Source organism: Bittarella massiliensis (ex Durand et al. 2017), from assembly GCF_009876955.1.
GTDB classification, from domain to species: Bacteria; Bacillota; Clostridia; order Oscillospirales; family Ruminococcaceae; genus Bittarella; species Bittarella massiliensis.
Map to the genome: position 1 here is coordinate 22,110 of NZ_WWVY01000015.1, position 12,682 is coordinate 34,791.

Genomic DNA, 12,682 nt, shown 5'->3' on the forward strand with positions numbered 1-12,682 from the left:
CTATCAGAGCCTCTACGCCTCGGGGAAGAGGGGCATCAGCTCTTTTTTGAGCACGTCCACCAGTCCCAAGTCGCTGATTTTCACCTTGGGGATCACCGGCAGGGCCAGGGTGGCGATGCGCAGCAGGGGGTTTTTCTGCTGCAGCCCCACCTGGCGCAGGGCCTTTTTCATGGCCACCGACTGGGCCGCCACCTGCTCCCAGGAGAGGTTGGACATCAGCCCGCCCACCGGCAGGGGGAAGGTGCAGAGGACCTCTCCCCCGGCGGCACAGGCGATGCCGCCGCCGCACTCCCGCAGCTTTTTGTAGACGGCGTAGCCGTCCTCTGGGGTCTTGTAGACGATGGTCAGGTTGTGGCAGTCGTGGGAGACGGTGGAGCCGTCGGCCCCCCGCTCCAGGCCGAAGCCGCGGACCACCCCTTTGGCCAGGGTACCGTTGCCGTAGCGGTTGATGACAATGGCGTAGCAGAGGTCGCTGTCGCCGGAGATGTCCACCCGGCCCTCTCTGACCGGCAGCGTCTCCACCACGGCGTCGGCGGTGGAGACCTCCATGTCGCCGTAGGTCATCACGTTGACCGCCACCTGCTCCCCGCAGCCGGCGGGGGCCGCCAGGGCAAAGTCGTCGGCGGTCAGGTCGGGCACGTCCATGGAGTTGACCGTCTCGAAGGGGTGGGCCTGCTGGGGGATCTCCACCAGCAGGGCCCCGTCCTCCGCCACCTTTTTGCCGGCGGTGAAGACCTCCTTGACCTGCAGGTTCTGCAGGTCGTCCAGCAGCAGGAAGTCGGCCACATAGCCGGGGGCCACCGCCCCCAGGTTGTCCAGGCGGGCAGCCTGGGCGGGCAGCAGGGTGGCGCTGCGGATGGCCAGGACCGGGTCCATCCCCAGGCTGACGGCGTGGCGGACCACGTCGTCGATGTGCCCCACGTAAAGGATGTCGTCGGCCTCTCTGTCGTCGGTGCAGAAGGTCAGCCGGTCCAGGCAGGGGAAGTCCTTGACCCCCTCCCAGACGGCGGTGACGTTGCGGGAGATGGAGGAGTCCCGGGCGTCGACGTAGATGCCGGCGCGCATCTTGTCCACCGACTCCTCGCTGGTGGTGGACTCGTGGCAGGTCCAGGGGCCGCCCACCCGGTAGGCGGAGACCATCCGCCCGGTCTGGCGGGGGAGGTGGCCCTGCAGGTAGAGGCCCTCCTCCTCGGCGGCGGCGATGATGTCCATCATCCGCTCCTCGCCCTCGACCACCCCGACAAAGTCCATCACCTCGGCCAGGCCGTGGACGTTCTCCAGCTTGGCCAGCCGGTGGATGGTGGCGGCGTCAAAGGTGGCCCCGGCGTTTTCCAGCCCGGGGACCGAGGGGACGCAGGAGGGGATGTTGATGAGCTGGCGCATGGGCAGGCCCAGGGCCGCGTCGTGCATGTAGTGGACCGCCTCCTCCCCGGCGACGTTGGCGATCTCGTGGGGGTCGGTGACGGCGGTGGTGGTGCCGTGGGGCAGGACGGCGGCGGCGAAGTTGCGGGGGGTCAGCATCGAACTCTCCACGTGGACGTGGGCGTCGATGAAGCCGGGCACCAGGGTGCGGCCACGCCCGTCGTAGACCTCTTTGGCCAGGTGCAGATCCGCCTGGGGATTGCCCGCCTCCACGTGGGCCACAAACCCCTGGTGGACAAAGACGGTGGCGGGGTAAACCTCGCCGGTGAAGACGTTGACGTACTGGACGTTGGCGATGGCCAGGTCGCAGGGGATGCGGCCCAGGGCCGCCTGCAACAGGGCGCGCTTGTCGTTGGGCTGGTATTTCATCTTTTCAGGTCTCCTTTTCTCTTTTCCCCGGCCCGGCCGCCGCCCGCTGCAAGGGGCGCCCGGATGCCGGTCTCTCTCCGCAGGGTGTTCGGGTGAGCTCTACGCCGCCTTACAGCGGGGTGTTGTAGAGGAAGTAGAGGACAAGGGGCACGCAGAGGACGTACATCCCGGGATGGACCTCTTTGAAGCGGCCGGTGATGCACTTGATGAAGACGTGGGCGAGGATGCCGGCGGCGATGCCGCTGGCGATGGAGCCGGTGAAGATGACGAAGAGGATCATCACGAAGGGGCCAAATGCCTCGGAGAAATTGGAGAAGTCGATCTTGCCGATGTCGGCCATCATCAAAAAGCCCACGAAGATGAGGGCCGGGCCGGTGGCGGCGTCGGGGATCATCAAAAACAGGGGGGCGGCGAAGACCGAGAGGAGGAAGAGGGCGGCGGTGGTGACGGCGGTGAGGCCGGTGCGGCCGCCCGCCTCGACCCCGGAGGAGGACTCCACATAGGTGGTGATGGTGGTGCAGCCGGTGAGGGCGCCCACGCAGGTGCCGATGGCGTCCACCAGGAAGGGTTTCTGGATGCCCGGCAGGTTGCCGTCCTCGTCCAGCATCCCCGCCTTGCCGGCCACCCCCAGCACGGTGCCCAGGGTGGAGAAGAAGTCCCCGAAGAAGGCGATGAAGATCAGCACGATAAAGGCCGGGGTGAAGAGGCCGGAAAAGTCAAACTGGAAGCAGAGGTTGCCCACCTGGCTGAAGTCGGGCAGCTTGAAGAGCTGGGTGGGGAGGGTGGTGACCCCGAAGGGGATGCCCAGCAGGGTGGTGGCGACGATGCCGATGAGGATGGCGCCCTTGACCTTGAAGGCGGTGAGGGCGGCGATGATCAGCAGCCCCACCACCGCCAGGATGACCGAGGGGGAACGAAAATCGCCCAGCCCGATGCCCCCTTCAAACACCCCGATGCCGGTGTTTTTGAAGCCCAGGTAGGCGATGAAAAAGCCGATGGCCGAGCCGATGGCCAGCTTGATGTTTTTGGGGATCATCCGCACGATCAAGTCGCGGATACCAAAGACCGACAGCCCCAGGAAGATGAGGCCCGAGACCAGGATGACCGCCATGATCTGCCCAAAGGAGATGCTGCCCGACTGGAGCAGCGCCCCCAGCATGAAGTTGCTGCCCATGCCGGTGGAGAGGGCGAAGGGCATGTTGGCGTAGAGCCCCATCAGCAAAGTAATGAGGCCGCTGATCACCGCACAGGTGACCACGACGGCCTCTTTGGATACAGAAATCCCGTTGATGTCGACAATGGCCGGCACCGCGCCAAATCCCACAATGGCGCTGGGCTGCACCACCAGTACGTATGCCATGGTCATAAAGGTGGTGAGTCCGGCGATCACCTCGGTCTTGACCGAGGTCTTGCGCTCGCGCAGGCCGAAAAATTTCGACAGCTGTCCCATAGTTTTCCTCCTCTTTTCGCGTTTCGGGTTGTTGTTTTGGTTTCTGCAGCTTTTTTGTCGGCAGTCACTAAATGGACAACTCACAACACGCACGCGGCCGGCGGAGGCGGAGAGACAGCTCCGCCAGGCCGGTGAGAAGTTAGCCATAGTACTTCATTTACGGTGAAGTGTAGAAACTACCCGCCATATCCGGGTATTATATAGCAACCAGCGACACCCCGAGTATACCCCACCCCCTCCCCCAAAAGCAAGGGGAGGGCGCGCCGAAAGTGCGCGGCAAAAACAGGGCGAAATTTGTTCTTTCATACAAACTTTTGCATCTTCTCTTTTGCACCTCTCCAAAAATTCATGCAGAATGTTGAAAATTCGCTCAGCCCTTTGCCGCCCTTTTGTGGGGTCATCCACTTTGCGCACAGCTCTCCATTTTTGATAAAAAAGGGTTGGTTTTTTGGTAAAAACGGTTTGCTGCATTTCCCGGCGGAGTGCTGCCCGCGAAAGGTGGAGCACTTTGCGCCGGGGAGGGACAAAAAAACAGGACCCCGGCCATCTGGCCGGGGTCCTGTGCAGAGACCTCTACTTCCAGAGGTCTTTGATGCGCTCGAGAAAGCTCTTTTGCTTTTCGTAGTTTTGCTCGATGGAGAGGGACTGCTCGAACTCCTCCAGTTCCCGCTTCTGCTCGCGGTTGAGGCGCTTGGGCACCTCGATGGTGACCTTGACGTACTGGTCGCCCTTGCCGCGCCCATTCAGGTACTGGATGCCCTTGCCCTTGAGGCGGAAGGTGGTGCCGGGCTGGGTGCCCTCGGGGATCTGGTACTTGACCTTGCCGTGCACCGTGGGGACCACCACCTCGCCGCCCATGACGGCGGTGTAGTAGCTGATGGGCACGTCGCACCAGACATCGAATCCCCGCCGCTCAAACAGGGGATCGGGGCGGACCGAGACCACCACGATCACGTCGCCGCTGGGGCCGCCGTTGTACCCGGCGTCCCCATAGCCCCGCATGGCAATGGTCTGGTCGTCGTCGATGCCGGCGGGGATCTTCACCTCCACCTTGCGGGTGACGGTCTTGCGGCCGCTCCCGTGGCACTTGGAGCAGGGGTTTTCGATGATCTGGCCGGTGCCGCCGCAGCGGGAGCAGGGCCGGGTGGACTGAATGACCCCAAAGGGGGTGCGCTGGCCCACCGTCACCTGGCCGGTGCCGCCGCAGTCGGGGCAGGTCTTGGGGGTGGTTCCCTTGGCCGCACCGGTGCCGCCGCACTCGTCACAGGCTTCCTGTTTCTGCACCTCGACGGTCTTGGTGCAGCCGTGGGCGGCCTCGAAGAAGTCCAGCACCACGTTGATGTGGCTGTCGCCGCCCCGGCGGGGGGCGTTGGGGTTCTGCCGGCGGCCGCGACCGCCGCCGCCAAAGCCGCCGCCGAAAAAGCTCTCGAAGATGTCGCCCAGGTCGTCAAACCCGCCGAACCCGCCGCTGTAGGCCCCGCCAGCGCCGCCGGCGCCGTAGTTGGGGTCCACCCCGGCATGGCCGAACTGGTCGTACCGCTGCCGCTTGGCAGAGTCGCTGAGCACCTCGTAGGCCTCGTTGACCTCTTTAAAGTGGGCCTCGGCCTCTTTGTCGCCGGGGTTGAGATCGGGGTGATATTTTTTCGCCAGCTTGCGGTAAGCCTTTTTCAGCTCGTCGTCGCTGGCGCTCTTGGAGACGCCCAAGACCTCATAGTAATCGCGTTTATCTGCCAATGGATACCACCTGTTTCCTTTTTAAAGTAGCGTGGGAAAGGGGCGCTTTTGCCGTATCAGTATAGCACAGACCCGGCGCAGCGTCCACCGATGCCCCTGCCGCCAAACAGGCCGACTGCTCTGCTCGTCGGCCTGTGACCCGCTGCTTTTGGGCGCAGCGACTTATTTCTTGTCGTCGTCCACCTCGGTGAAGTCGGCGTCGACCACCCCGTCGTCGCCGGGGGCCGACTGGGCGCCGGCAGCGCCGGCATCCGCGCCGGGGGTGGCGCCGGCGGCCTGCTGTTGGGCGGCGGCCTCTTTGTAGACGCGCTCGGAGACCTCGTAGAACTTCTTCTGCAGCTCTTCGGTCTTCTGCTTTATCTCGTCCACATTGCCGCCGGAGATGGCACTCTTGAGGGCGGTGAGTTTCTCCTCCAGGGCGGATTTCTCCTCGCCCTGCAGCTTGTCGCCCAGGTCGGCCATGCTCTTTTCGGTCTGGTAGACCATCTGGTCGGCGCTGTTTTTCACGTCGATCTCCTCGCGGCGCTTCTTGTCCTGCTCGGCAAAGGCCTCGGCGTCCTTCACGGCCTTGTCGATGTCGTCCTTGGACATGTTGGTGGAGGAGGTGATGGTGATGTTCTGCTCTTTGCCGGTACCCAGGTCCTTGGCGTAGACGTGGACAATGCCGTTGGCGTCGATGTCAAAGGTGACCTCGATCTGGGGCACCCCTCTGGGAGCGGGGGCGATGCCGTCCAAGTGGAAGCGGCCCAGGGTCTTGTTGTCGGCCGCCATCTCCCGCTCGCCCTGCAGCACATGGACCTCGACCGAGGTCTGGTTGTCGGCCGCAGTGGAGAAGATCTGGGATTTCTTGGTGGGGATGGTGGTGTTTCTCTCGATGATCTTTGTGGAGACGCCGCCCATGGTCTCAATGCCCAGGGAGAGGGGGGTGACGTCCAGCAGGAGGATGCCCTCCACGTCGCCGCCGAGCACGCCGCCCTGGATGGCGGCGCCGATGGCCACGCACTCGTCGGGGTTGATGCCCTTGAAGGGGTCTTTGCCGATGAAGTTCTTGACCGCTTCCTGCACGGCGGGGATCCGGGAGGAGCCGCCCACCATCAGCACCTTGTGCAGTTCGCTGGCGGAGAGGCCGGAGTCCTTGAGGGCCTGGCGGACCGGGGCCATGGTGGCCTCCACCAAGTCGGCGGTCAGCTCGTTGAACTTGGCGCGGGTGAGGGTCATATCCAGGTGTTTGGGGCCGGTGGCATCGGCGGTGATGAAGGGCAGGTTGATGCTGGCCTGGGCCATGCCCGACAGCTCGATCTTGGCCTTCTCGGCGGCCTCTTTGAGCCGCTGCATGGCCATTTTGTCCGAGGAGAGGTCGATGCCGCTGTCCTTCTTGAACTCGCTGACCAGGTAGCCGATGATCCGGTCGTCGAAGTCGTCGCCGCCCAGCTTGTTGTTGCCGGCGGTGGCCAGCACCTCCTGCACCCCGTCGCCCATCTCGATGATGGAGACGTCGAAGGTGCCGCCGCCCAGGTCGTAGACCATGACCTTCTGGTCGTCCTCCTTGTCCACCCCGTAGGAGAGGGCGGCCGCGGTGGGCTCGTTGATGATCCGCTTCACGTCCAGTCCGGCGATGCGGCCGGCGTCTTTGGTGGCCTGGCGCTGGGCGTCGGTGAAGTAGGCGGGCACGGTGATGACCGCCTCGGTGACGGTGGTGCCCAGGTAGGCCTCCGCGTCGGCTTTCAGCTTCTGCAGGATCATGGCCGAAATCTCCTGGGGGGTGTAGTTCTTGCCGTCGATGGCCACGTGGTAGTCGCTGCCCATGTGGCGCTTGACGCTCATCACGGTGCGCTCGGGGTTGGTGATGGCCTGGCGCTTGGCCACCTGGCCCACCATCCGCTCGCCGTCTTTGGTGAAGGCCACCACCGAGGGGGTGGTGCGGGCGCCTTCGGCGTTGGCGATGACGACCGGCTCGCCGCCCTCCATGACCGCCACGCAAGAGTTGGTTGTACCCAAGTCAATGCCGATGATTTTTCCCATTGTCGTTTCCTCCTATTTCGATCCGTCGATTTGTTCTGTATGGTTGTGAGGGGCGGCTGCCCGCCCCGGGATATTTTGTCTAGTTGGCCACCTTGACCATGGCGTAGCGGATGACCCGCTCCCCCAGCAGATAGCCCTTTTGGAAGACCTCCACCACCTGGCTCTCGCCCAGGGTCTCGTCCTCCACGTGCATCACCGCGTTGTGCAGCTGGGCGTCAAAGGATTCGCCCACCGGGTTGATTTCCGAGACACCCATCTTTTCCAGCACCTCGCGGAACTGTTTGAGGGTCATCTCCACCCCGGTCTTGAGGTCGCTGTCCTCCTGGCAGGCGTCCACCGCCCGCTCGAGATTGTCCAGCACCACCACCATCTGGGAGAGGGCGGAGGCCACCCCGTCGGTGAACATCCCCTCCTTCTCCTTGGTGGAGCGCTTGCGGAAGTTGTCGTACTCGGCGCTCAGGCGCAGCAGCCGGTCGTTCAGGTCGCTGTTTTCCTGGCGGCAGCCGGCCAACTGTTCTTCCAGGGCCTCCACCTCTTTGTTCTTTTTGGGCTTTTTGGACTTTTTCTCGGCCGCCTTCTCCTCTTTTTCAGGGGTGGCGGGGGCTTTCTCCTCCGCCGGGGCGGTCTGTTCAGCTTCGGTCTGGGCCGTCTTCTTTTCCGGTTCCACCTGCAAGCTCCTCTCTATTGTTATTGGGTCGGGAGGGAGGGATCCCTCATCCGTCCCCGTCGGTTCCATTCAAGATCCTGCCCAGCAGGTCGGTAAAATAGGCCAGGTGGGGGATGATCCTGGTGTAGTCCAGGTGCCGGGGGCCGATGATCCCCAGCACGCCGGTGTGCTCGTCCCCGAAGAGGTAGCCGGTACTCACCAGGGTGGTGCCCGCCAGCTCTTGGTCCAGGTCGTCGCCCAGCAGCACCGCCACGTTCCCCCCCTCTTTGGGGGCGGCCCGCAGCAGGGTGTCGGTCTCCTTGAGCAGATCGAGAAAGGCGTTGTAGCCGTGCTCCGGCGCGGCGTAGCGCAGGAGGTTCGACTGCCCTTCCAGGTGCACCTTGGCCCGGCAGAGCTCGGCGCACATCCGGCAGATGAGCTGCACTGCGGGGGCCAGACAGAGGTAGTCGCCCCCCAGTTCCCGCTGCAGGAAGTCGTCCCGCAGCAGCGCCACCTCGTGCAGCGGCCGGTGGAGGAGGTTTTTGCGACAGAAGCCCGAGAGCTTCTCCAATTGCCGCTCCCCCGCCGGCAGCCCCAACTGACAGACCTGGTTGAGCACCAACCCGGTGTTGGTGAGGGCCACCAGCGCCAGCGTTTGGGGGGTGAGGGCCACCACCTCCAACTTCTCCATCGACAGGTCGGAGAGCTGGGGGGAGGTGGCGAGGACGGCGTAGTTTGTCATGTAGGCCAGAAGGGAACTGGCCCGGGTCAGGAGGATGTCCGGGTCCCTGACCCCCTGGCGGAGGAAGCGGGCGATCTCCCGCTGTTTCTCCACCGGCAGCTCCCGCCGCGGCATCAGGTGATTGATGTAGTAGCGGTAGCCCTGGGCGGTGGGGATGCGCCCGGCAGAGGTATGGGGCTGTTTGACACAGCCGAGGGCCTCTAGCCGGGCCATCTCGCTGCGGATGGTGGCGCTGGAAAAGGCGTCGCCCGCCAGCTTGGCGATGGCCCCGCTGGAGACCGGCTCCCCGGTCTCGGAGTAGAGGTCGCAGATGGCCTGAAGCACAAATCCCTGTCTCGGCGTCAACATCTTCCCACCCCCTTTCCGGCGGCTGCGGCACCCGTTTAGGGGGGACAAATGCCGAAGCAGCGCCGTTTTTGCGTTTAGCAGTCGAACCTCTCGACTGCCAACACATACAGTCTACCCCCAAAGTCAATAAAAGTCAAGAACTGAAATAAATATTTACATATTGGCAACAGTTTTCCCGGTGCCCCCTCTAAAGGGGGCATTTCTGCACAAAAAAAGAGGGGCCACTGGGGCCCCCCTCTCAAGGGGTGCGCTCCGCCTGCGCGGCGGGGGAGTGTTAGAGAGGCGGGGAGGCGCCTCCCCTGCCCGGGCCGTCCCCACCGGGACGGTCTTCGGGGGAGATGGGGTGCTGGGCGCGGCGGATGTCGTGCAGGATCTGCACCCCTTCGGCCACCGCATAGAGGAGGAAGACCCCCACCAGGGCGCCGCAGAAACTGTCCAAAAAGACGGCGAAGCGGGCGGTGAAGGGCACCGGCGGGCCGCCCGATGAGAGGCTGGCCCCGTCGGCAATGGCCAGGAGAAAGCTCCAGACCGCGTCGAGATAGGCGAAGTTGCGCACGATCTTGGCCGCCAAATTCTCGTCCCTTCTCTCCTCTTTCACGAATATCACCGCCTTTTCTACCCATTCTAGTAAATATATGTACTAAAGTCAATAGTAAATATTTTTACTATGCTAAAATGCTGCCAGTTCAACACCAAACGAGAGGGGACGACTCACCATGGTGCCCTACCAGCAGCGGCTGCGGGATCTGCGGGAGGATCACGACAAGACCCAGGCGGAGATCGCCGCCGTACTGGGCACCTCGCAGACCATGTACGCCCGCTATGAGCGGGGGGCCAACGAGATGCCGGTGCGCCACGTCATCGCCCTCTGCCGCTACTACGGCGTCAGCGCCGACTATCTCCTGGGACTCACGGGGGAGGAGCGGTGATCCCCCCTCCCCCCTCGCCCGCCGCTGTGGTATAATGGCCACAAGGCGGCTGTGCTGCCGGGGATAGCCGGGCAGAAATGCAAATGCCGTCTGCTCCCTGCCCCCTCCCCCCTGGCCAAGTGCCACCGCGCCCTCGGCGCCGGCGGTATGGCAGCCGCAGGGCGGCCATGATGCCGGGGCGGCCCGGCCGGTGTGCGGACGCCCTCTGCCCCACGGCCAAATGCCGCCGTGCCTGTGGCCTTGTCGGCCACAGGGCGGTCGCGATGCCGCAGCGGGCCGGCAGGCGCAGACGGCCCCTGTTCCCTTCCCCTGCCCTCGGTCCTCTGCCTGCGGCAAAGCGGCATCTGCCCCGCTGCCGCGGCGCGCCGGAAGGGGAGCGCCGCGCACCGACCTCTTTTTATTAAAAATACAAATACAAACGGCGTCCCGGCCTGTCGCCGGGGCGGATGGGAGGCAATTTGTCAATGAACGCACTGCTGATCTGGTACCCCAAATGTTCCACCTGCCAAAAGGCCAAGGCCTGGCTCGACGAGCACGGCGTGGCCTGCAAGACCCGCCACATCGTGGAGGAGACCCCCACCGCGGCCGAACTGGCCGAGTGGCACGCCCGCAGCGGCCTGCCCCTGAAGCGGTTTTTCAACACCAGCGGTTTGGTCTACAAAAACGAGCACATCAAGGACCGGCTGCCCGGGATGAGCGAGGAGGAGCAGTACGCCCTGCTGGCCCAAAACGGCATGCTCATCAAGCGCCCACTGCTGCTTTTGGGGGACTGGGTGCTGGTGGGTTTTCGCCCCGCCGAGTGGGAGGCCGCCCTTTAGAAAGGAGCACCTGTGATGCCTGATTTTTCCGCCCCAGCGGCCCTCTGGCCGACGATTTTTACCGTTTTGCTGGCCCTGGCCGACTGTTTTCTGGGCTTCAAGCTGAGCAAGTTCTGGATTTCCCTGGCGGGCTTTGTCCTGGGCGCGGCCCTGGGGGGCTGGCTTGCCGCCCTCCTCTCCATCGAGGGGTGGCTCCTGCTCCTCCCCATCCTGCTGCTGGGGGTGGTCGGGGCCCTGCTGGCCTACCGCGTCTACCGGGGCGGGGTCTTTCTGCTCTGTTTTCTGACCGCCTTTTTCGGCATCTACTCCCTGATTTCCATCCCCTGGGCCGGGGCCCTGGCCGGCTGTGCCGCCGGGCTGTTGGCGGGGGGACTCTCCCTCAAACTGCTGCGGCCCGCCCTCATCCTCTCCACCGGCATCGGCGGCGGGCTCTGCGCAGGGGCAGGCCTCCTCCCCCTGTTGGGGCTGAAAAATCCCCTCTGGGGGCTGTTGGCAGGGATCGCCCTGGCGATTTCCGGGGTCGCCGTCCAATTTCACACCACCAGCGAGGAGGAGGGCTGACCCCTCCCCCTCCATCGCGCTGCAAGAGCGGCTCGGCCAGTTGGCCGGGCCGCTCTTTTCAGCCGTACAAAATTTCGGCGATGAGGGGGGTGGAGACCAGAAACCCCTTGGGGGTCAGCCGGATGACCGGGCCCTCGATGTGCAGCAGCCCCAGCTTTTCAAAGGGTCGGGCCCGCTCCAACAGCCCGTCCGGCAATCCTGCGCGGCCGGTGTCCAGCCCGGCGGCGGTGCGCAGCCGCAGCATGGCGTACTCCTCCCAGTCGGGCGTCCCCTCCCGCTGGAGCTGCTCCAGCCCCCCGCCCACAAAGGCCGCCCGGTCGGCCGGGTAGAAAAAGCGGGTGCCCCCCAACAGGGAGTGGGCCGCCGGGCCGATGCCAAGGTATTCCTCCAGGCTCCAGTACTTCTCGTTGTGGCGGCAGGCAAAGCCGGGCAGGGCAAAATTCGATACCTCGTACTGGCCGTAGCCCAGGGCAGAGAGGCGGGCCACACAGCTCTCGTACAGGTCGGCGGCGGTGTCGTCGTCGGGCAGCTGCAGCGCCTCCCCCATCTCCCCAAAGGGGGTGCCGGCCTCCACCTTCAAGATGTAGGCCGAGAGGTGCTGGGGCGCCGCCCGGCGGACAAAGTCCTCCATCCTTTCCAGGCTCTCCTCGCTCTGGCCGGGCAGGCCCAGCATAAAATCCAGCGAGAGGTTGGCAAACCCCGCCTCCCGGGCGGCCTCTACACAGGCCATGGCCTCGGCGGCGGTGTGCAGCCGCCCCAGGGCCTGCAGCTCCCCTTCCACCGCCGACTGCACCCCCAGGGAGAGGCGGTTGAACCCCGCTTGGCGCAGGGCGCGCAGCTCCTCTCGCCCCACCGTGCCGGGATTTGCCTCCAGGGAGATCTCCGCCCCGGTGTCCAGTTGAAAACAGCGCCCCAGCTCCGCCAACACCCGCGGCAACTGCCGCCAGAGCAGGCTGGGGGTGCCGCCGCCGAAATAGACGGTGTCCACCGCCCGCCGGCCCAGCCTCTCCCTCCAGAGGGCGATGTGGCGGCAGAGGGCGTCGGCGTACCCCTCCCACGCGGCCTCCCCGGCAGGGGCCGAGTAGAAGGCGCAGTAGTTGCACTTTCGCCTGCAAAAGGGGATGTGCAGATACATCCCCAACGGCCGGTCCTCCATCCTCGCTCCCCCTCTCGCCTCTCTCATCTCTTCTCCGCCCCGCAGTCGCTGCAGACCCCGTCGTGCAGGGAGACGATCCCGCCGCACCCGGGGCACCGCCAGCGGCGCGCCTCCTCTTGCAGCAGGGCGGCCGTCCCCTCCTCCGCCGCCCTCCGTCCGTTTTCGATCAAAGAGACCCCGTAGCGGACGCGATAGCTCCGATCCAGCCGCTTCACCTGCCGGCAGGGAAATAGGGGACAGGCCGCGCAGAGGCGCAGCCCCCGCCCTTCGGCACAGGCCCGAATGGTGCAGCGGCGGCAGTGAACAGGCATCCCCTCCCCGCCCTCCCGGCAGCCCCCGCAGGGCTGGGGGGAGAGGCAGTGCTTGTAGCAGACCAGGCAGTTTGCCCCACAGGGCGCCAGCATCCCCTCGGGAATGGCGGTGGGCATCTTCATCTCGCTTCTCCCCTTGCAGCCGGGGCCCCGCACGATCCGCTCGTGCGGGGC

General features: G+C 65.0%; 12 protein-coding genes and 1 riboswitch. Of the genes, 3 read left to right on the forward strand and 9 right to left on the reverse strand.

The features are described from left to right. Positions 1 to 12 precede the first annotated feature (12 nt). The 7 genes from GT748_RS13130 to GT748_RS13160 form a co-directional block, all read right to left on the reverse strand. Positions 13 to 1,791 (reverse strand): adenine deaminase, encoded by a 1,779-nt coding sequence (locus tag GT748_RS13130; RefSeq protein ID WP_161213591.1) that lies wholly within the window; start codon positions 1,789 to 1,791, stop codon positions 13 to 15. Between the two features lie 109 nt (positions 1,792 to 1,900). Continuing rightward, a complete protein-coding gene (locus GT748_RS13135) occupies positions 1,901 to 3,241 on the reverse strand; it encodes an NCS2 family permease (protein ID WP_021659524.1) in 1,341 nt (446 codons plus the stop codon). Between the two features lie 126 nt (positions 3,242 to 3,367). Beyond that, a riboswitch (purine riboswitch) is annotated at positions 3,368 to 3,465 on the reverse strand. Positions 3,466 to 3,814: 349 nt separating this feature from the next. Then, the gene (gene dnaJ, locus GT748_RS13140) at positions 3,815 to 4,975 is read right to left on the reverse strand and encodes a molecular chaperone DnaJ (protein WP_021659522.1); all 1,161 of its coding nucleotides are present in this window, start codon (positions 4,973 to 4,975) and stop codon (positions 3,815 to 3,817) included. A gap of 162 nt (positions 4,976 to 5,137) precedes the next feature. Further along, positions 5,138 to 6,997, reverse strand: a complete 1,860-nt coding sequence (dnaK, locus tag GT748_RS13145; protein ID WP_021659521.1) for a molecular chaperone DnaK — start codon at positions 6,995 to 6,997, stop codon at positions 5,138 to 5,140. 79 nt (positions 6,998 to 7,076) lie between these two features. After that, positions 7,077 to 7,733 carry a nucleotide exchange factor GrpE gene (grpE, locus tag GT748_RS13150; protein ID WP_021659520.1) on the reverse strand — a complete coding sequence of 219 codons (657 nt, stop codon included), beginning with the start codon at positions 7,731 to 7,733 and terminating at the stop codon, positions 7,077 to 7,079. Further along, positions 7,711 to 8,733, reverse strand: coding sequence for a heat-inducible transcriptional repressor HrcA (gene hrcA, locus GT748_RS13155; RefSeq protein WP_021659519.1), 1,023 nt, complete (start codon positions 8,731 to 8,733; stop codon positions 7,711 to 7,713). The genes grpE and hrcA overlap by 23 nt, the downstream gene beginning before the upstream one ends. Before the next feature lie 274 nt (positions 8,734 to 9,007). Continuing rightward, positions 9,008 to 9,331, reverse strand: a complete 324-nt coding sequence (locus tag GT748_RS13160) for a hypothetical protein (protein WP_044992595.1) — start codon at positions 9,329 to 9,331, stop codon at positions 9,008 to 9,010. A 118-nt stretch (positions 9,332 to 9,449) separates the two neighbouring features. Between GT748_RS13160 and GT748_RS13165 the strand changes: the two genes are divergently transcribed. The 3 genes from GT748_RS13165 (at position 9,450) to GT748_RS13175 (ending at position 11,041) form a co-directional block, all read left to right on the forward strand. After that, complete coding sequence (locus GT748_RS13165; RefSeq protein ID WP_021659516.1) at positions 9,450 to 9,662, forward strand: helix-turn-helix domain-containing protein; 213 nt, start codon at positions 9,450 to 9,452, stop codon at positions 9,660 to 9,662. Positions 9,663 to 10,126: 464 nt separating this feature from the next. Next, a complete protein-coding gene (locus GT748_RS13170; protein ID WP_021659513.1) occupies positions 10,127 to 10,480 on the forward strand; it encodes an arsenate reductase family protein in 354 nt (117 codons plus the stop codon). Between the two features lie 15 nt (positions 10,481 to 10,495). Next, a complete protein-coding gene (locus GT748_RS13175) occupies positions 10,496 to 11,041 on the forward strand; it encodes a hypothetical protein (RefSeq protein ID WP_161213589.1) in 546 nt (181 codons plus the stop codon). Positions 11,042 to 11,099: 58 nt separating this feature from the next. Here GT748_RS13175 and hemW read toward each other — a convergent pair whose 3' ends face one another. Beyond that, positions 11,100 to 12,197, reverse strand: coding sequence for a radical SAM family heme chaperone HemW (gene hemW, locus GT748_RS13180; RefSeq protein ID WP_044992593.1), 1,098 nt, complete (start codon positions 12,195 to 12,197; stop codon positions 11,100 to 11,102). Between the two features lie 23 nt (positions 12,198 to 12,220). Further along, a partial coding sequence (locus tag GT748_RS13185; protein ID WP_243148989.1) for a DUF3795 domain-containing protein occupies positions 12,221 to 12,682 on the reverse strand: 462 nt, incomplete at its 5' end.

Excerpts from the sequence above, each read along its gene's own strand:
- GT748_RS13130 (WP_161213591.1), bottom strand. The coding sequence starts at position 1,791 with ATGAAATACCAGCCCAACGACAAGCGCGCCCTGTTGCAGGCGGCCCTG.
- GT748_RS13135 (WP_021659524.1), bottom strand. The coding sequence starts at position 3,241 with ATGGGACAGCTGTCGAAATTTTTCGGCCTGCGCGAGCGCAAGACCTCG.
- dnaK (WP_021659521.1), bottom strand. The coding sequence starts at position 6,997 with ATGGGAAAAATCATCGGCATTGACTTGGGTACAACCAACTCTTGCGTG.
- grpE (WP_021659520.1), bottom strand. The coding sequence starts at position 7,733 with ATGGAACCGACGGGGACGGATGAGGGATCCCTCCCTCCCGACCCAATA.
- hrcA (WP_021659519.1), bottom strand. The coding sequence starts at position 8,733 with ATGTTGACGCCGAGACAGGGATTTGTGCTTCAGGCCATCTGCGACCTC.
- GT748_RS13165 (WP_021659516.1), top strand. The coding sequence starts at position 9,450 with ATGGTGCCCTACCAGCAGCGGCTGCGGGATCTGCGGGAGGATCACGAC.
- GT748_RS13170 (WP_021659513.1), top strand. The coding sequence starts at position 10,127 with ATGAACGCACTGCTGATCTGGTACCCCAAATGTTCCACCTGCCAAAAG.
- GT748_RS13175 (WP_161213589.1), top strand. The coding sequence starts at position 10,496 with ATGCCTGATTTTTCCGCCCCAGCGGCCCTCTGGCCGACGATTTTTACC.
- hemW (WP_044992593.1), bottom strand. The coding sequence starts at position 12,197 with ATGGAGGACCGGCCGTTGGGGATGTATCTGCACATCCCCTTTTGCAGG.